The sequence below is a fragment of the Caballeronia sp. LZ024 genome (genome assembly GCF_031451455.1).
GTDB classification, from domain to species: domain Bacteria; phylum Pseudomonadota; class Gammaproteobacteria; order Burkholderiales; family Burkholderiaceae; genus Caballeronia; species Caballeronia telluris.
The window spans coordinates 1,041,403-1,060,601 of record NZ_JARUXL010000001.1 but is presented as its reverse complement, the minus strand read 5'-3'; the positions used below and the strand labels follow the sequence as shown (position 1 = coordinate 1,060,601).

General features: G+C 67.9%; 12 protein-coding genes. 4 read left to right on the top strand and 8 right to left on the bottom strand.

The annotated features are described in order from the left end of the window. Window positions 1-19 precede the first annotated feature (19 nt). On the top strand, window positions 20-1,621 hold the full coding sequence (locus tag QCE48_RS04745; protein WP_309785855.1) for an L-lactate permease: 1,602 nt from the start codon (window positions 20-22) through the stop codon (window positions 1,619-1,621). 11 nt (window positions 1,622-1,632) lie between these two features. On the opposite strand, the gene arfB is transcribed toward QCE48_RS04745, so the two are convergent. The 4 genes from arfB to recC are packed head-to-tail and all read right to left on the bottom strand — an operon-like array spanning window position 1,633 to window position 11,118. Next, the gene (gene arfB, locus QCE48_RS04740; protein WP_309785856.1) at window positions 1,633-2,043 is read right to left on the bottom strand and encodes an alternative ribosome rescue aminoacyl-tRNA hydrolase ArfB; all 411 of its coding nucleotides are present in this window, start codon (window positions 2,041-2,043) and stop codon (window positions 1,633-1,635) included. Beyond that, window positions 2,040-4,052 (bottom strand): AAA family ATPase, encoded by a 2,013-nt coding sequence (locus QCE48_RS04735; RefSeq protein ID WP_309785857.1) that lies wholly within the window; start codon window positions 4,050-4,052, stop codon window positions 2,040-2,042. The genes arfB and QCE48_RS04735 overlap by 4 nt, the downstream gene beginning before the upstream one ends. Continuing rightward, on the bottom strand, window positions 4,049-7,735 hold the full coding sequence (gene recB / locus QCE48_RS04730) for an exodeoxyribonuclease V subunit beta (protein WP_309785858.1): 3,687 nt from the start codon (window positions 7,733-7,735) through the stop codon (window positions 4,049-4,051). Before recB ends, QCE48_RS04735 begins: the two co-directional genes overlap by 4 nt. Then, window positions 7,732-11,118 (bottom strand): exodeoxyribonuclease V subunit gamma, encoded by a 3,387-nt coding sequence (recC, locus tag QCE48_RS04725; RefSeq protein ID WP_309785860.1) that lies wholly within the window; start codon window positions 11,116-11,118, stop codon window positions 7,732-7,734. Before recC ends, recB begins: the two co-directional genes overlap by 4 nt. A 184-nt stretch (window positions 11,119-11,302) precedes the next feature. Here recC and QCE48_RS04720 point away from each other — a divergent pair, with 184 nt between their 5' ends. Further along, window positions 11,303-13,849: an FUSC family protein gene (locus QCE48_RS04720; protein ID WP_309785861.1), complete on the top strand. Its 2,547-nt coding sequence runs from the start codon at window positions 11,303-11,305 to the stop codon at window positions 13,847-13,849. A 15-nt stretch (window positions 13,850-13,864) separates the two neighbouring features. Here the strand turns inward: QCE48_RS04720 and QCE48_RS04715 are convergent, their stop codons facing one another. Further along, window positions 13,865-14,071, bottom strand: coding sequence for a hypothetical protein (locus tag QCE48_RS04715; RefSeq protein WP_309785862.1), 207 nt, complete (start codon window positions 14,069-14,071; stop codon window positions 13,865-13,867). 107 nt (window positions 14,072-14,178) lie between these two features. Next, the gene (locus QCE48_RS04710) at window positions 14,179-14,655 is read right to left on the bottom strand and encodes an Lrp/AsnC family transcriptional regulator (RefSeq protein WP_062636651.1); all 477 of its coding nucleotides are present in this window, start codon (window positions 14,653-14,655) and stop codon (window positions 14,179-14,181) included. A 128-nt stretch (window positions 14,656-14,783) separates the two neighbouring features. Here QCE48_RS04710 and QCE48_RS04705 point away from each other — a divergent pair, with 128 nt between their 5' ends. Beyond that, the gene (locus QCE48_RS04705) at window positions 14,784-15,326 is read left to right on the top strand and encodes a cysteine dioxygenase family protein (protein ID WP_309785863.1); all 543 of its coding nucleotides are present in this window, start codon (window positions 14,784-14,786) and stop codon (window positions 15,324-15,326) included. Between the two features lie 4 nt (window positions 15,327-15,330). Here QCE48_RS04705 and QCE48_RS04700 read toward each other — a convergent pair whose 3' ends face one another. Both QCE48_RS04700 and QCE48_RS04695 read right to left on the bottom strand, forming a co-directional pair. Continuing rightward, window positions 15,331-18,012 carry a mechanosensitive ion channel family protein gene (locus QCE48_RS04700; protein ID WP_404982767.1) on the bottom strand — a complete coding sequence of 894 codons (2,682 nt, stop codon included), beginning with the start codon at window positions 18,010-18,012 and terminating at the stop codon, window positions 15,331-15,333. Window positions 18,013-18,186: 174 nt separating this feature from the next. Further along, window positions 18,187-18,645, bottom strand: a complete 459-nt coding sequence (locus QCE48_RS04695; RefSeq protein WP_309785865.1) for a hypothetical protein — start codon at window positions 18,643-18,645, stop codon at window positions 18,187-18,189. Window positions 18,646-18,872: 227 nt separating this feature from the next. Between QCE48_RS04695 and QCE48_RS04690 the strand changes: the two genes are divergently transcribed. Next, window positions 18,873-19,181, top strand: a complete 309-nt coding sequence (locus QCE48_RS04690; protein WP_116561882.1) for a hypothetical protein — start codon at window positions 18,873-18,875, stop codon at window positions 19,179-19,181. The last annotated feature ends 18 nt before the right edge of the window (window positions 19,182-19,199 follow it).

The window sequence follows — 19,199 nt, the reverse complement described above, 5'->3', positions numbered from 1 at the left end:
TCGACACCCTGGAGGCGACATGTTCCATCAGTTGCTCACGCCCATCGCTAACTCGCTCGGGGCATCGTTCGTGGTGGCCGCGCTGCCGATCCTCGTCGTGCTCGTGCTGCTCGGCTGGGCGCGCCGCCCCGCGTGGCAGGCGTCGCTCGCGGGGCTCGTCGTCGGGCTCGTCATCGCGGTGGCGGGCTGGCATTTTCCGCTGCGCCTCGCGCTCGACTCCATCGCCGCCGGTGCCGTCTTCGCGCTCTGGCCGGTGATGTGGATCGTGTTCGCCGCGATCCTGCTCTACAACGTGTCGCTGCGCTCCGGCCGTTTCGACGCGTTTCGCCTCTGGATGATCGACAACCTCCCGAACGACCGGCGCATCGTGCTCGTCGTGATCGGCTTTTCGTTCGGCGCGCTGCTCGAAGGCATCTCGGGTTTCGGCACGCCGATCGCGATCACCAGTTCGCTGCTCATTCTGCTGGGCTTTCCGCCACTCGAGGCGCTCACTTTCACGCTGATCTTCAATACTGCGCCGGTCGCGTTCGGCGCGCTCGGCGTGCCGATCACCGTGCTCGGCGCGGTGACGCACCTGCCGACCGACGCGCTCGCCAAGATGGTCGGCCGGCAATTGCCGTTCTTCGCGCTTGCGCTGCCCTTCTATGTGATCGGCATCTACGCGGGCTTTCGCAACATGCTGCGCGTGTGGCCGGTGCTGCTCGTCTCGGGCGGCGCGTTCGCGCTCACGCAGTTCGTGACGTCGAATTACATCAGTTACGCGCTCACCGACGTGCTCTCCTCGCTCGTCTCGCTGATCGTGACGATTGCGTTCCTGCGCGTCTGGAAACCCGCCCCCGACGACGCATTCGCAGTCAACGTCGACCGCGCCGGGCAGACGCGCGGCCAGCTCTCCGGCGCGCAGGGCTGGCTGCCGTGGATCGTGGTGTCGGCGGTGGTGATCGTGTGGACGGTGCTCAAGATCTTCCTGATCGGCGATGTGAAAATTCCCTGGCCCGGTCTGGACAAGGCCGTCTACATCACGCTGTACAACGCACCTTATGGCGCGATCTGGGACTTCCAGCCACTCGCGACGGGCACGGCGATCCTGGTCGCGTCGATCCTCACGTCGCTCCTCGTGCGGCTGCCGGCGGCGGAGTACGGCGCGGCGATCGTCGATACGTGGGTGCAGACGCGCATCGCCATCCTGACGGTCGCGACCATTGTGGGACTTGCCTATCTGATGAACTACTCGGGCATGAATTACACGCTGGGGCTCGGCGTGGCGTCGGTGGGCGCGCTTTTTCCGCTGGTGTCGGCGTTTCTCGGTTGGGTCGCGGTGTTCCTGTCGGGCAGCGACACGTCGGGCAACGCGCTCTTCGGCAATCTGCAGGTCGTCGCGGCGCGGCAACTGAATCTCAGTCCGGTGCTGATGGCGGCGACCAATTCGTCCGGCGGCGTGATGGGCAAGATGATCTCGCCGCAAAACATCTCGACGGGTGTCGCAACGACCGATCTGAAAGGTCAGGAAGGACTGGTTTTCTCGCGCACCTTCAAGCATTCGATCCTGCTGACGGTACTGCTCGGCGTGCTCGTGTGGCTGCAGCAGAACGTGCTGACGTGGATGATTCCGCCGCATTGAAAACGGCGCCCCTACTCCCCTTCCACGCGCCCTCGCCCGGCCTTGATCGCGCCGCGCCGCACCTTCGATTCGACGCGCCGCTTCTGCGAGGCGCGCGTCGGCTTGGTCGCGACTCGCGCGCGACGCGTCACGCTGACGCTATGAATCATCTCGGAAAGACGCGCGAGCGCCGCCGCGCGATTCATGTCCTGCGTGCGATGCTCCTGCGCCTTGATGACGATCACGCCGTCGCGCGTGACCCGGCTGTCGGACAACGCGAGCAGGCGCAGCTTGATCGTCTCCGGCAGCGACGACGCCCGGATGTCGAAGCGCAGATGGATCGCGCTCGACACCTTGTTGACGTTCTGCCCGCCCGCGCCCTGCGCACGGACGGCCGTCAGCTCGACTTCGTTCGGCGCGATCTCGTAGCGGTGCGTCGTCATCGCGATTCCTCGACGATGCGCGCGGCCAGCCCGGAATCGCGCCGGCTCGGCGTCGCGACGGCCTGCGCGAAGATCGCCGGCGCTCCGATCACCTCGACGCGCTGCTTCGCGCGCGTGATCGCCGTGTAGACGAGTTCGCGCGACAGCACGCGGTTGAACGTGGCCGGCAGCACGAGCGCGGCGTGATCGAATTCCGAGCCCTGCGACTTGTGGACCGTCAGCGCGAACGCCGTGTCGTGCGGCGGGAGCGCCGCCGGCGACACGAATCGCAAGCTCGCATCGGCCATGCGGAACGCGACGCGCAGCGCGCCGTCGGCGGCCGGCATCGCGATGCCGATGTCGCCGTTGAACAGTCCGAGCGCGTAGTCGTTGCGCGTGACGATCACGGGACGCCCGGCGAACCACTGCGCGCCGAACGCAAGCGCGCCGCCCGCCCGCTCGCGCACCTTCGCCGCGAGGCGCGCATTGATCTCGTCGACGCCGCGCGCGCCTTCGCGCGTCGCGCACAGTACGCGATAGCGGTTGAGCGCGTCGAAGAGGGCGGCGACGCCGGACTGCCCTTCGAGCGCCGCGGCGAGCGCCTGCGCATACGGCGCGAAGCCTGCGGCAAGCCGCGCGAGCGTGCGCTCGGACAGCGCGGGCGCGTGGTCGTCGACTAGAACGGCGGCACGCGCGACGCCCTCGCCGGCGTCCGACGCCTGCAAGGCTGCCAGCGCGGCCTCGGCCGACCCACGCCGGATCGCGACCGACAGCCGGCCGATGTCCGAATCGAGCCCGAAGCGGTAATTGCGCTCGAGCCACACGACGCAATCGGTGAGCGGGTTCGACGCGGGCACGTCTTCGGGCGCCGGATGCCACGGCTCGGCATGGGCCTCGTGCAGCGCGGCATAGCCTTCGCTCTCGTCGATCAGCAGGTAGTCATCTTCCATATCGCCCAACGCGCCTAACGCGTGCGGCGCGGCGGCATCGTCCGGCAGCGCGGCGCGAAAATGCTGCGGCGCGACGCCGAGCCCTGCCGCGATGCGCGCGGCGCCCACTTCGCTGAAAACGGGCTGCGCACTCAGTTCGGCGAACACCGCGCCCGCCTCGACGGCGGCGAGCTGGTCCTTGTCGCCGAGCATCACGAGCCGCGCATCGGGCGCGACCGCTTCGACGAGATGCGCGGCGAGCGCGACGTCGATCATCGAGGCTTCGTCGACCACGATGACGTCGAAGGGCAGCGGGTTGTCGCGATGATGCCGGAAGCGTCCGTCGGGCAGCGTGCCGAGCAGCCGCTGCAACGTGAAGGACGTGCGCGGCAGGCGTGCCGCGAGTTCCGGCGGCAATTGCCCGGCGCGCTCGATGAGCGCTTCCTGCATGCGCTGCGCCGCCTTGCCGGTCGGCGCGGCGAGCGCGATGCGCAGGTTCGGGCTCTCGTCGATGAGACACGCGAGCACGCCGACCACTGTCGTCGTCTTTCCCGTGCCCGGGCCGCCGCTCACGACGGTGAGCCGCCCGCCGAGCGCGACGAGCGCCGCGACGCGCTGCCAGTCGATGGCGTCGTCCTGCGGCGGGCCGAAGAAGCGCGCGATGCGCCGGGCAAGCGTTGCCGGATCGCGCGACGCGTCCGGCTGCGTTTCGCCACGCATCCGTGCGACGAGCGCTTGCGCGAGCCGCCGCTCGTAGTCGAAGTAGCGCGCAAGATACACACGCTGGCCCTCGTCGACGACGAGCGGCAACAGATCCGCCGCCGGACCTTCGCCGTCACACGCGAGACCGCTCGCAAAAAGCGCCGCGCGCGCCGTTCCGACGGTCTCTCCATAGCGCGCGGCGAGCGCGGCCAACGCGACGCACACGTGTCCTTGCGCCGTCGCGCGGCTCACGGCGAAGGCGGCGCGCTCGGCCCAGCGGATGCTCGCCGGATCGCGCGTCAGCCGCCTCGCGAGTACACCGATCCTGCGCGCGAACCCCTCGGCGAGCGCGATGCCTTCGTCGGCGGCGATGGCGGCTGGCTTCGTTCGCGCGTTCATGCCGGAACTCCCGCCATCAGCCGGTCGAGCGCTTCGACGAGCGTGCGTTCGGGACGTCCGACATGCACGCCCGCCGCCTGCGCACTGTTGCGCCAGCCGGGCCGCACGCCGCGCACGAACAGATAAAGATAGCCGCCGATATGCGTCTCGTAGTCGTAATGCGCGAGCCGCGCGCGCAGATAGCGATGCAGCGCCACGGCATAAAAAAGCGCCTGCAGATGATAGGCGTGCGAGGTCATGGCCTGGGCGAGCGACGCGCTGTCGTAATCGGCGGGCGTATCACCCAGATGATTCGACTTCCAGTCGACGATCCAGAAGCGCCCTTCGTGCTCGACGATCATGTCGATGAATCCTTTGACGAAGCCACGCAGGGCGCCCGCTTCCAGCGCGACGTCGGGAAAGCCATGCGCGACGATGAGACGCCGCAGCGCCGCGAAGTCGAGCGCCGCGGCCGGGAACAGGAATTCGAGCTCGTTCATGCGGCGCTTTGGCGCGATGGTGTCGAGCCGCATGCCGGGCACGAGTTCGGTTGCCACCGTGTCGGCCAGCGCGCGCGCCATCATCGCGGGCAAGTGGCGCGCGAGCGGTTCGGGCGCGGGCGTCGGGTGCTCGCGCAAGGCGCGTTCGATGGCCTTCGGCCACGTTTCGGGCGACGTGAAATCCGCCAGTTCGTACATCCGGTGCAGGCATTCGCCCGCCGCCGGGCCGCGCGGAAACGCGAGGATATCGTCGTCCGCGAGCGGCGTCTTTTCGCGCGGCTCGGCGGCGGCCGGTTGCAGCGCGTCGATCGCGTCGACGAGTTCATCGTGATCGGGCCGCGCGTCGGCGAGCGGCTGGTTGGACTCTTCGCGCGCGCCCGCCGCGATCAGCGAACTGAAGCTCGCCATGCGCCAGCTGTCGCGCAACAGACGCCGGCTCGTGCGCGCCGCGAGTTCGTGCTCCGACGCGCGCCGGCTCACGAGCGGTTCGCGCGCCTCGACGACCGGCAGCGGCTCCGCCGAAATCGAACCGCCCGACTCCGCCGCGAGCGCGTGCCAGCGCGCGATGACATCGTCTTCGGCGGGCGGCTCGGCGAGCCAGTTGCCGAACGCGTGACCGCGGCCCGCGACGAGCCAGTTGAGCACGCTGCGCCGCGCTTCCTTCGTCGAGTTCTTGCCGACGAGATAGACGCCGCCGACCACATAGCAGCGGTACACGGCGCGCGTGAGCGCCACATAGACGAGCCGCGCGCGCTCCGCCGCCTGTTCGCGGACGATGAGCGCCTTTGCGCGCTCGGCGGCTTCGTCGTCGATGCCGTAGTGAAGCACCGCGTCGCCGGCTTCGTCGTGATATTCCTTCGCATCGGGCAGGCCGGACGACGGCGGCTCGCGCAACGAGCCGTCGTTCAGGAACGGACAGAACACGACCGCGTATTCGAGCCCCTTCGACTTGTGAACCGTCACGATCTGCACGAGGTTGCGATCCGATTCGAGCCGCAACTGCGCTTCGTCGGCGCCGCCTTCCTCCGCGCGCTGGGCGGCGAGCCAGCGCAGCGTCGGCGCGATGCCCGGCAGCAACGCCCCGCGCGCCTGCAGGAGTTCCGCGAGATGGTTGACGTTGGTCAGCCGCCGCTCGCCGTCGATGCCCGCCACAAGCCGCTCGGCGATCTTCAGCTCGCGCGCGAGCGTGCGCCACATCACCGCGAAGCCGCGCTCGTGCCAGAGCGTCCGATAGCGCGAGAAGCGTTCGACCCAGCTCATCGCGTCGCTCGCGGCGTCGGCGGAATCGGCGTGTTCGAGACGCCAGAGCGCGGCGGCGTCGAGCCCGAGCCAGTCGGTCGCGAGCGCGGCGCGCAGGCGGCGCAGATCGCCGGGCGTATCGATGGCGGCCAGCACGCGCTCGATCTGCTCGGCGTCGAGCGTGCCGAAGACCGACGCCTGCGCCAGTTCCACGCTGCCGACGCCCCACGCGGCGAGCACGCGCTTCACGAGACTGCCCTGCCGGTGCGTCTGCACGAGCACGGCGATCTGGCCGGGCGACAGCGGCGCGGCGCCGACCGTCACCTGATTCTGTTGCGCGCCGCGTAAAAGCCGCACGATTTCGGCGGCGCACGCTTCGGCGGCGTCGCGCTGGGCGCGGTTCTTCGTCAGCGCCGACTCGCCGTGATGCAGCATCCACACGCAAAAATCGGCGGAATCGGAATAGGACGCCGCCGGCGTGCGGTCGACGAAGGGCGCGCGCTTTCGGGCGCCCGCGCGCACCGGCTGGTAATCCAGCCCGTCGAGGATGAACGCCGACGGATTCGCGCCGAACACGCGGTTGCAGGCATCGATGATCGGCGCCGTCGAGCGCTGGTTCACCGCGAGCGTGTAGCGCGCCGACGCCGCCTCGCGCGCCGCCAGATACGTGTGCAGGTCGGCGGCGCGAAAGCTGTAGATCGCCTGCTTCGGATCGCCGACGAGAAAGAGCGGCCCATCCGGCGCGAACACGCGGTCGAAGATCGCGAACTGCAAAGGGTCCGTGTCCTGGAACTCGTCGATGAGCGCTGCGGGATAGCGCGCGCGCAGCGCATCCGCGAGCCACGCGTGCGTGGTCAGCGCGTGGTAGAGGTTCGAGAGCAGATCGTTGAACGAGACGACGCGGCGCGTGCGCTTTCTCGCCGCCAGCTCCGCCGGCGCGTAGTCGAGCCACTCGCGCACGAGGTCGAGCCACAGCGCGCGTTGCGCCGCCTCGGCGGCCTGCGCGGCGGCGGCGAGCGTCTCGGCGTGTTCGAAGAACGCGTGTTCCGGCGGCGTGTGCTTTTTCTTCGTGCCGTCCCTGAGCGCCGTCGCCGTGAGTTTCAACGCGGCCTGCGGCGGCGCCGCGTGGCAGTCGGCGTTGCTGAAGTACTCGGCCCACGCGCTGATCGCCGCGTCGATGATCGTGCGCTTGTGCGTCGTCTTGCTGAGCTTGTCCTCGGCGTCGAAAAGCAGCTTCGCGATGGCGTCGCGCTCGGCCTGCCAGAGCACGCATGCGGTCTCGAAGAGCGACTGCGCGTCGTGCGTCGCGGGGGCTTGCGTCTCGCCCCAAACGAGCGCCGCGAGCGGCTTTTTCAGACGCCGCGCGAGCTGCGCGTCGAGCGAGGCCGGCCCCGCGCCTTTCGCGACCAGCCACGCCGCGAACGAGCGCTCGCGCGCGGCCGCCGGCTCGACGCGCTCGCGCCAGAAATCGGCGGCGAGTTCGAAGCGCAGCGCGCTGTCGTCGGCTTCCATTTCCAGCGCGAACGGCATCGCGGCCGCGAACGGCGCCTCCTGCAACGCGCGCTGGCAGAAGGCATGGATCGTGTGGATCGCCGCCTGATCGAAGGTGTGCAGCGCGATGTGAATGCGCTTTCGCGCTTCCTCGTGATCGACCTCGGCGAGCGTCGTTTCGAAGAGCCGTTCGATGAACGGATCGCCGGCCGCGTCACCGTTTTCGATGGCGTGCGCGATCTCCGCGAGGCGCGTGCGAATGCGCTCGTGCAACTCGGCGGTCGCGGCCTTCGTGAAGGTCACCACCAGAATCTGGTCGGCGGCGAGCTTCTTTTCGAGCAGCAGCCGCACGTAAAGCGCGCAGATGTTCCACGTCTTGCCGGTTCCCGCCGACGCCTCGATCTGGTTCACGCCGTCGAGCGGGCAGGCGAAGACGTCGAGTTCTTCGACGTGTGTAGGCGAAGCGTTCATCATGCATCGCTCCGCAGATGCAGCATCAAGGGTTCGAAGACGAGTTTCGCGAGCGTCGCGAAGATTTCGTCGAGGGAGAGATTCGTGCCGCGAAACGCAATGCGCAGCGCGGGATCGTCGGATTCGCTGCGGGTGCGCTCGGAGAGCCACGCGCCTTCCGCCTTCGAATCGCCTTCGGTCATCTTGAGCCACGCGCTTTTCGGGAAGAAGCGCAGCGGCATGCGGCGTCCCGCGCGGTAAAGCGCGGCGAGCGTCGCGAGATGCGCGAGCGGATTCGCGACCGCCGTCAGCTCGAACGTCGACGACTGTGCGCCGCGTCCGTGCCACACCGTTCGCTTCGGGCCGTCAGGCAGCGCCGCGCAGTACGCGAGATGCGCGAGCCAGGCGGTGAGATAGTCGCGCGCGCGCGGCGCATCGTATCGGTAGATCACCTGGCCCTGCGGTGTCAGCAGGTTCAGCGTGCCGTGCAGGTGCAGCGTCTGGTTCGAGGCGTCGTCCGCGAGCTGGGCGTCGAAAGCGCTGAACAGTTCGACGCCGCCCGTCTCCGGCCAGCGCGGCACGACATCGAGCGTGAATGGCACGCGGGTCGCGCCTTCCTCCAGCGCGTCGCGCACGCGCTTCGCCAGATGATGCAGCGCATGCAGTTCCTGCGCCTGCCACACGCCGCCGGTCGCGCCGCCCGGCATCTCGGGACTCGCGCGCGCGACGCGCCGCGCGCGCGCGCCGTCGTCGCTCAGGTCGAGCAGCGAGGGCAGCACGCGGCTCGCGAGCGCATCGCGGCCGCTGAAGTCGAGCTCGAACGGCTCGGTGTCGCCGAGTTCGCTTTCTGCGTCGAAGAGCGCGATGCCGAGCCGATCGCGCAACAGCGCGCGCGCCGGATGACGCCAGAAGCGCACGAAATCGTCGAAGGCAACGGGCTCGGTGTCGTCCTCGGGCGGCAGCGGCTCCGAAAAGAACGTGACGGGCTTTTGCGCCCGCCCGAGCGCGAGCGTGCGCGCGAGTTCGGCGCGCTCCGGCTCGTAGGTGTAGAGCGGCGCGCCCGGCTCGAAGTACTCGGGTGCGAACGGCTGCAACGGATGATCGAAGACGAAGCGCGCGCGAGCCGCTTTGAGTTCGTCCGGCGACGCATGCTCGCCCGCCGCGGCCTCGGCCAGATAGTCGAGCAGTTCGTCGATCAATGCGGCGGGCGGCAGCACAGCGTTGTCGCGGATGCTGCGCCCTGTGTACGCGATCATCAGCCGGTCGCGCGCCGAGAGCAGCAGGTCGAGAAAGAGATTGCGCTCGTCGTCGCGACGCTGGCGGTCGCCGAGCTTGCCGAACTTCGCCATCAGATCGAACTCGTCGGCGCGCGCGAGACTCGGCAGCATGCCGTCGTCCATGCCGAGGAGGCACACCACGCGATACGGCAGCCCGCGCAGGCTCGTGAGCGACGAGAACGTGACGCCGCCCCACGGAACGCCACCGCGCGCGGGGTCGTCGAGGGCGTCGGTGAAGGCGGTGCGCAGCACGGCGGCCGGCACTTCCGTGTCGCCCGCGCCTTCGCTCATCGCGACGATCAGCGAATCCAGCGTGCCGCGCACGTCGGCGATCGAATCGCTGAACGCGAGGCCGGGGTCGAAGAAACGCTCGATCGCCTCCTGCATCAGTTCGCCCCACGCGCGCGGCGTGCGCGCCTCTGCGGCGCGCACGCCGAAGGTCTCGATGTCGTCGATAAAGCGCGTGAGGCGCCCGAGCAGTTCCGCATCCGAGCCGTTCGCGCCTTGCACCGGCAGCCATTCGTCGACGGGCGCGCCGCCCTCGGGCAGCGCGTAGCCGAGAAAGAGGCGCGTCAGGGCGTCGGAGAACGTGTGGCGCGCGGGCGGAACGTGCTCCGCGGTGATCTCGGCGGGCGCGAGACCGCGCCGCGCGCCCGCCGCCGCGAACCAGGCCTGCGCGGTTTCGAGCGCGGCGGCGTCGATGCCGTAGCGCGCGCCGATCGCATCGACACGCAGCCATTCGATCAGATCCGGCGCGCCCACACTGCGCTCGGGCAACGCGAGCCAGTCGAGCAGCACGCGCGCGACGGGATTCGCCTGCGATGGCGGCAAACCGGTGATCCGATACGGAATGCGGCGACGCTCACCCGCCGTGCCCGACGGCGCCGTGCCGAACACGCCGTCGATCAGCGGGCCGGCCGCGGCGAGATCGGGAAACGCGACGAGCACGTCCGACGGCGCAAGCCCTTCGATCGAATCGAACCAGCCGAGCAGGCGGTCGTGCAGCACTTCGAGCTGCCGCGAGAGACTGTGGCAGACGTGCACTTCGATACCCGGCGCGTCCACCGGACCGTCGTCGGCGGGATCGCTCAGATCCAGGATTGCGTTCTGCACGCGCGCGAGCCACGTCGGCGCCGGGTTGCGCTCGAAGTGGCTCGCATCGCGCGACGCCGCGCTCTCGGTCAGCTCGTGCAGCATATGCAACTGCGCCTGCGTCTGGCGTCCCCACTCCGCGAGCAGCGGATTGCCGACTTCCTGATAGTCACGCTCGCCCTTCATTTCAAGCTGCTCGACCCGCGCGACGCTCACGATGTCGTACCAGTACTCCTGACACGGATTCATCGCGTAGATGCGCACGTCGATCCAGCGCGACAACTCGCGCAAGAGCGCGATGTGCAGCGGCGGCATCGTCGGCAGCGCAAACACGCTGATGCGCTCCGGCCACTCGGCTTGCATCACGTCATTGAGATCGAGCTTCGGCGATTCGGCGAGAAAGCGGTAGGCGGGCGGCGTCGGATCGTAGTTCGTTTCGTCGGAGCTTGCGGCGAGGTCGGCGAGCAGCGCGCGCCACAAGGCGGCCTGCCAGCGCTCGTCCTCGCGCTGAATCTCGCTCGCGCCCATGAGGCGCGGCCCGGATGCGTCGATCGCAACCGCGGCCGGCGACGCCAGGATCGAGCCGCCCTGCTGCCACTGCGTGAGCCATTCGGGACGATAGGTCAGGTAGTGATCGAAGACGGTCGCGATGCGGCGCGCGAGTTCGTAGCGCATCGAATCGTCGGCGGCGGCGAGGTACGCGCGAAGCCGCGCCGATTCGTTGAACGCCGGCCCCGCGAAGAGCCGGTAGCAGCGCCACGCGAGCCGGTCCGGCGCGAACGGCGAATGCGCGGGCACCGTCATCACGCGCCCGATCTGCGCCCAGAGCCACTGCGCGAGATAGCCGAACTCCACGTTCGCACAGATGCCGAAGCGCGCGGCCATGTCGAGTTCGAGCCGGCGCCGCACGGCCGCGCTCGGCACGATGACGGGCTGGCTCGCGAACGGATCGCCCGAGTGCATCGAGAATGCCGAGAGGTCGTCGAACAGCGCTTGCGACAGCGTTTCGTGACGGTTCGAATAGAAAAGTTCGAGCATGAATCCTGCTGTGATTCAGACGGTTCTGAAGGGATGCCACAGCATAACAAAGGCCGCCTGCACGCAGAACCTGGCCGATCGGCCGAGGTCAGAACCGGTTGCAGTTGGGTTAGACTCGAATGCAGCTTCAGGCCGATGTCACGCGCGCCCGCCCATACCAATAAGCGTCACAATCAGGAAGTCGATGCGCTATTCGCTCGAAATCAGGAAATTCATCTACAGCCAGTATTTTTTTGGCGGCCTGCGTATCGCTTTCGGCGTGTCGCTTCCCGCCGTCCTGATGCTGACGGTGTTCCACAATCGCGAACTCGGCTTCACGATCGCGACGGGCGCGCTCGGCGCCTGCGTCGTCGACATGCCCGGCCCGCTCAAGTACAAGCACAACGAAATGCTCGCGTGCACGGTGATCGGCTTCGTCGCCGCGCTCGCCACGGGCATCGCCACCGCCAACGTCCTGACGCTCTGGCTCACGGTCGTGCCGCTCACGTTCGTGCTGTCGCTGATCGTCGTGTACGGCAACCGCTGGCCGCAAATCAGCTTCGCGACGCTCTTCATGATGATCGTCACGCTGGAAGAGCATTTCACGCCCATGCAGGCGCTCGTCAACGCGGCATGGATTCTCGTGGGCGGCCTTTGGTACACCTACTGGGCGACGCTCGTCAGCCACTGGCAGGTGTACCGGATCGAGCAGCAGGCGCTCGCGGAAAGCATCTTCAGTTGCGGCGAATACCTGATGGCGCGCGCCGACTTCTACGATGCCGACGCCGATCTCGACGAGTGCTATCGAAAGCTGATCGAAAAGCAGATCGCGGCGGTCGAGCGGCAGGACGCCGCGCGCGACATCGTGTTGCGCAATTTGCCGAAGCTGCAGAAAGGCAAGCTCGACGCACGCCGCGCGAAGCTCTTCAATCTCTTCATCAACGTGGTCGACCTGCACGAGTTCTTCGTCGGCGCGCACACGGACTATCCGCTCGTGCGCGGCGAGTTCGGCGGCTCGGACCTGTTGATCTTCTATCGCGACCTGATGAGAAAGGCCGCCCTCGATCTCGAAGAAATCGGCCTCGCCGTGCTGCAGAACCAGCCCGCGCGCGCGAAGATCAGCGTCAAGGCGGAACTGCGCGCAATCGAATACGAACTGGAACTGATGCGCAAGCACGGGCTGCCCGGGAAGAATCCGGAGGCCTACGCGGCCGTCGCGGCCGTGTTCCGGCGCCTGTGGAGCGCGACGCGCCTGATCGACCGGATGCGCCGCCACACGCGCCCGGACGTCGACGTCACCGAAACCGAAATGCGCATCGACAACGCGCTCTCGCGCTTCATTTCGAGCCGCCGCGTCCCGCCGATGCAGATCTTCTCGAATCTCACGATGGCCTCGCCCTCGTTCCGGCACGCGCTGCGCGTGACGATCGCGGTGGGCGCCGGCTTCTGGCTCGGGCGGCTCCTGCCGCTCACCAACGCGTACTGGATCGTGATGACGACCGTCATCATCCTGAAGCCCGGCTACTCGCTGACCAAGCAGCGCAACACGCAGCGGATCATCGGCACGGCGATCGGCTGCGCGGCCACCGTCGCGCTCATTCTGCTCGTAAAGGAGCCGCATCTGCTGTTGATCGTGATGTTCGCGTCGATGGTGATGAGCTACAGCCTTCTGCTCTTCAACTACACGGCGAGCGTGGTGTTCACGTCGTCGTTCGTGCTCTTGATGTTCCATCTGCTCGCGCCGGGAAGCCTTCGTCTCATCGGCGAGCGGGCGATCGACACGGTCGTCGGCAGCGCGATCGCGATCGCCGCGAGCCATCTCTTTCCGTACTGGGAATACCGGCTGATGGGCAAGCTCGTCAACGACATGATCGCGGCGATGCGCAACTATCTGGACGCGAGCGGCTGGGGCCATGCGAAGGCTGGCGCGGGGACGAAAGCGGCGAAGTCGGCGACGGACATCGCGCGGGCTCAGGCGAAGGGCGAAGCGGTCGCGAATCAAGTGCTGGCGGAGGCAGGCTCCGGCGCCGCCCTCTTCGCCGACAGCAACGCCCGCGCGGCCGTCGCTTCGATACCCGAGTCGCAATCGGGCGATCTGGCCGGCGCCGCGCCATCGAAAGAGACTGCGGGCGGCGTCGAACCGGCGCCCGCGCTCAAGTCCGCCAACGCGACGGCGGCGAAACTGTCGTCGGTGGCCGTGGGCGAAAGCACCGCGGCGGCTACGGGCGCGGGAGCGTCGGCGGCGGCCACCGTCGCCGCGACCGCGCTCGATCGCAATTACCGGTATCGGCTCGCGCGCAAGAACGTGCACGTCGCGTTCGCGAATCTGGGGCAGGCGTTCCAGCGCATGATGCTTGAACCGAAGGCGCAGCAGAAGTTCGTCGCCGAACTCAACGACCTGCTCGTGCAGTCGCATGTGCTCGCCTCGCAGATCACGGCGGCGGCGCCGCTTCTGCAGTCGCTCGCAAACGTCGAAGGCTACGCGATCGAGCCTGTCGCGCGCGCGCTCGCCGTGATCCGCGAGGACCTCGCCGAGGCGCAGGCCGGCGCGGCGCCTTCCGAGGACCACGGCGAACGGACGAAGGAGCTCACGCGCGGGCTCGACTCGATGGTGGTGGCGGCAGAACGCGCGGCCGAGATTCCAGGCGACGTCGTCCACGACCTGAAGCTGCTCGCGCATCAGTGCAAGCAGATGCTCGCCGCCTCGATGCTGATCCGCAAGGACGCGAGCGTGATCCGGCTGCCCGCGTGAAAGTTTGACTGACGCTTACTGCGACGCGCCGATGGCCGGCACCGCCGGGCTCACGCCGCTCGCGGGCGTCGGCTGCGCATTCTCGCGTTCGAATTCGTGTTTTTCGCGGATCGCGTTGAAGAAAAGCGTTCCGACCACCGCGAGCACGACCACGACGATGAAAACGCTGATCGCGCGGGTCGGGTTCTTTTTCTGCGGGCGAGGCTTGCGGTCATCGGACATGGAGGGAACTCGACTGTGGCGTGCGAAGGGAGGCGCCATGTTACCCGCGCCGGGTTTCAGAACGGTTGCATGACGCGTGCCGCGTTGCACGATGCGTGCCGCCCGTCTCAGCGTCCCGTATCCGTCAGCGGCGGCCTCACCGGCAGCGCCGTCGAGTACTTGATCTGCTCCATCGCGAAACTCGAACTCACGTCGTAGAGCGGCACCGCGCGGATCAGTTCCTTGTAGACGCGGTCGTAATCGTCGATGTCGGACACCACCACGCGCAGCAGATAGTCGGTCTCGCCGCTCATCCGGTAGACCTCGACCACTTCCGGGATGTCGCGCACGGCGCGCGTGAAGTCCTCCGCCCAGCTCTGCGTGTGCTGGTTCGTGCGCACCGCGACGAACACCGTCGTGCCCACGCCGAGCTTGCGCGGATCGCACAGCGCCACCTGCGCCCGGATCACGCCGGTTTCCTTCAGACGCTGCACGCGTTTCCAGCATGGCGTCTGCGATAGGTTGACGCGCTGCGCCAGTTCCGCGATCGGCATGGTGACGTCAGCCTGAAGCAGTTCCAGCAGCTTGCGGTCGATGAGGTCCATTCCCACACTGCACCCCTTATAGGAAATTATTCTACTTTTGGATGATCGCACGGAATTATATGGAAACTAATTCCCGATGCAAACCGGTATAAATGGTGCTCACCCTAACTACGACACGCGCCGCAACCATGATCCGCGACACCCTTCCCGCTCGCCTTTCAGACACCTCGACGCTCACCCGGCTGACCGGGCAGCTCGACGCCGCGTTCGATGCCCCCGCCGACTTCGCGCGCCTCGTGAGCGAGGCGTTGTCGTCGGCGGCACGGGACGAGCGGCTGCTCGCGCCCTCCCAGCGCGAGGGCGACGCGAACGGCTACACGAGGCATTTGCTCGCCGCCGATCCGCGCGGCCGCTACGCCGTCGCCGCGCTCGTCTGGGCGCCGGGTCAGTCGAGCCCGGTTCATGCGCACCGCACGTGGTGCGGCTATGCGGTCGTCGAAGGATCGCTCGTCGAGACGCTCTTTCGCTGGCATCCGGACGCAAACCGCGCGTATGCGGTACGCGAACAGGCCCGCGACGCTGGCGCGGTTTCGTTCGCCGGCGCCGGGCGCGGCGCGATTCACCAGTTGGGCAACGCGGCGCACGCAAGGCAGCGCGCGATTTCGCTGCACGTCTACGGCGTGGCGGGCGCGCACATCGCGACACACGTCAACGATCTGGTCGCCGTCTGAACGCTTATCCCTTGCCGGGCTCGGTCGCGGTCGGAATCTGCGGCGGGATCTGCACCGACTGATCCGTCGGCGGCGGCGCCGGGCGGGGCTCGTGCGACACGTCGCGGGCTTTCGCCACCGCGCTTTTCACGACCGGCGACATGGGCTCCGGCGCAGGCTTCGCTTCGTCCTCGGAACGCGCTTCGGCTTCCCGCGCCGCCTGCCTGTCGTGCAGCATGTCGAATTCGAATTCTTCCGACTGCGGCCCGGCGCGCACCACCTTCTCGCGCGACATCTGCACCTGCATCTGCGGCACCGGCACGTCCATGCCGATCTCGTCCATCTTGCGTTTGATGCGCAAGTTGAACGCCCGCGCGACGCTCCACTGCTGCAGCGGCCGCGTCTTGATCTGTCCTTTCACGACCATCCAGTTCGGGTCGAACCGGTCGAGTCCCCAGACCTCGACGGGCCCGAGCATCTCGCGCCGATAGCGGAAGTCGGCCATCAGCTCGGCGCCGACTTCGCGGATCATCTGCGTCACCTGGTCGACGTCGGCCGAGAACGGCACGCGCACCTCGAACACCGCATAGGCGAAATCGCGCGACAGGTTCTTCACGATCTTGATCTGCGAGAACGGAATCGCGTGGATCGCGCCCTGCCCGTCGCGCAGGCGCACGGTCCGGATCGTCAGGCTCTCGACGATGCCCGCATGCCCGCCGTCGATATCGATCGAATCGCCGACGGAGATCGTGTCTTCGATCAAAATGAAAAGCCCCGTGATCAGGTCCGCGACGAGCGACTGCGCGCCGAAACCCACCGCGAGGCCGATCACGCCCGCGCCGGCGAGGAGCGGCGTCACGTTGAGCCCGAGGTTCGCGGCCGTGACGATGCCGGCGATCGTCAGCAAGCCGACGAACACGACGTTGCGCACGAGCGGCAGCATCGTGCGCGCGCGCATGCTCGGTCCACGCGACTTGCCGCGCGCGGCGTTCGGATTGAGCGCTTCCTGGATCGCGGTGTCGATCAGGATCCAGATCAGCCAGACGACGAAGAAGGTCGTGATGATCGCGCTCACGGCGTGCGTGATGCCGCGCGCGGCCACGCTGCGCTCGGCCAGCGCGCCGAGCGAGAAGCCCCAGAGCCGCGACGAAAGCTCGAAGAACGCGAGCCAGATGCCGAGCACGAAGAGCGTGCCGATGAACTTCACCAGCCGCCGCATGTACGCCGACTGGCGGCGCGGTTTCTTCGCCCTCGGACGCGTCACGCGCACGACGATCGCCGAAAGGAAGAACGCGACGACGAGCAGTCCCGCGGTCGCGATCGCCATCTGCAGGACGTTCTCGGACGTGCCGATGCCGGCGAGCGTCGCGACGACCGACGCGCCCGCGAGCAGAAGTGTCGGCACTTGCCAGAACGACGCGAGGACTTCGAAGGTCTCGGTGGCCGCGCGCCGCTTCTGGCGCACTTCGTAGGAGCGGCTGCGGATCAGGTGCGCGACCGGCCGCTGGAACGTGAGCGCGAAATAGCCCGTCAGGACCGCGGCACCCATGTTCGCGACCGTCGAGATCAGGCCCGACAGATTGGTGCCGAGCTGCTGCGCGACGTCGTAGTTCGCGGCGGCGTCGCCGAGCGCGCCGAGCGTGCCGATCAGGAACAGGAGCCGCCGCGCGTCCCCGATCAGTACATTAACGGCCACCCGCCGGTGCGCCGAGCCGAACAGCGAAAACATGATCAGGCAGATCGACGAAAACACCGCGCCCGCGACGATCGCGTAGGCCATGACCATCGCGAGCGTGCGTCCGAGCGACTGCGGCATGATGCGCACGAACGCGAGCGCGGCGAGGAACGCGACCAGATACGGCCCGACGCGCCGCAGCGCGAAGAGCAGCAGTTCGCGCGTGGTCGGATTCGGGTGCAGGCCGGCTGCGATCCCGTAGCGCGCGTGCACGCGGCGTTGCAGATAGACGAGTAGGAAGGCGCACAAGCCCCAGCCCGCTAGCGCCGCGACGAAGTTGCCGACCGTGCGGCCGAACGACTCGCGGCTGTGGCTCGTGACGATCGTGAAGAGTTCGTTGCCGGCCGCGTTGAAACGGCCGCCCCAGTAGGCGAACGGCGTCTTGCCGCGGCGGATGTCGGCCTCGACGCTGGAAAGCGCGGACGCGATCGCGCCGAGGAGGCCCGCGTTCTGCGCGATCGTCGCGACCACCGACGATGCCGCCGCTTGCGTCTCGCTCGCGGTGGACGCGGACGGCGCACTCGCCCCCGCGCTGCCGCTGGCGCCGGCGGCGGCGGCGGCGTTCGCCGCGTTCGCGGTCGCCGGCGCCGATTCGGCTTCGCGCTTCGCGTCGCGCAGTTTCTTGAGTTGCGCGACGAGCGCGGTGCGCTGCTTGTCGCTATCGAGCGTCGAGATGATGTTGTCGAGCGAGCGCACCATGTCGGCGTCGTCGACGGCACTCGCTGATGCGGCCGGCGGCGCGGAGGCGGCAGGCGGCGTCAGCAGTTCCTGGAATGACGGCAGCGCGAGCGCGGGACCGGCCGCGTGCGCGGCAGGCGCGAGTCCGGCGAACGCGCAGACGGTGCCAAGCGTGAGCAAAAGTCGACTGGCGAGGCCCGTGCGCCAGGTTGCCGTCCGCCACGCGAGCCGCGTCAGCGCAAGGATCGCGACGATCGACCGGGCGCAGGCAAGCGCGAAGAGGCTTGACTTCATAGGCGTCTTTTCATGGCGGTCGGGAAATCCGAAAGACCGCCAGTTTAGCGGTTGCGCCCCCGCCACCGGTTTGCGCGGACGTAACCGAATGTTAGTCGTCGCGCCAGGCATTTTGTCTGATTATTTAACAAAAAAGCGCTTTCTCAGCCGGTTTCGCCTCGCTCTTCTGCGACGCTATTTATCCATCTCCGTGCGCGCGTCGCTCGAATCCGTCGCGGCGGCCGCGCCGCTCGCGCCCTGATTTCCGATTCCGTCCTTCGCCGCCCACTGCTGCAGTTTCTTGCCCGCGACTTCGAGACCGGCGCCCGTCGTGCTCGCCGCGTTCGCGATCGCCGCGTTGGTGGCGCTCGCGGCCCCCTGCAGGTTCGAGCGCGCCGTTTCGGCGACGCCGCTCGCCGAAACGCTCGGCATCGAGCCCGCCGAGTCCAGGTTCTGCTGCGCCGCCTGCTTGGCCGCATCGACATGCTGGCCGACGTAGCTCGCCGCCTGATCGAACTTCTGGTTCGTCTGGCTCGCGAGGTTGTTCAGCGCGCTCGCGGCCTGTCCGGCGGCGGCATCGTGTTTTTCGCACGCAGCCAGCACGGCAAGAGCCGCCAGGGCGATCGCGATCCGGTTCAACGATTTCTTCTGCATCTTCGTACCCATCCATTCGCAAAAACGCGCCCATCATACGCTACCGACGAACTGCGAAGTCTGACCAGGTTTGCGATGTGCAATGCCGTCGTCGTCGTCCGGACGCTGCACTGCGACCGTCCGTCGCTTCGAACTTGCAGGCGTCTTTCAGATATTTCCAGTGTTTTACGGCAAGCGCGCTTCGTATAGTCGCAGGTTATTCCCCGCCCAATCCGGATAGTGACGTTATGAGCCTCATGAACTTCGTGGTCGCACTCGTCGCCGCAATGATCCTCTTCGAACCGTTCACACGCGCGCCGGTCTCCCGCTCCATGCGTTTCAATGCGCGCCGCTCGCGCGCGCGTCGCTCGTTCATCCAGGCGGGCACGGCACTCATGGCCGGCCTGATGCTGGCGACGAGCCATCCCGCGCCCGAACACATGTCGCCGACGCTCGTCTTCGGCAGCGCGATCGTGCTCGTGCTCGCCAGCGTCTACTGGGCCGTGCGCGGAAAGCGCCTGATGCGCCCCTTGCGGATGTTCGCCATGCGGCGCTGAGCGCCCCACGCCCGATCG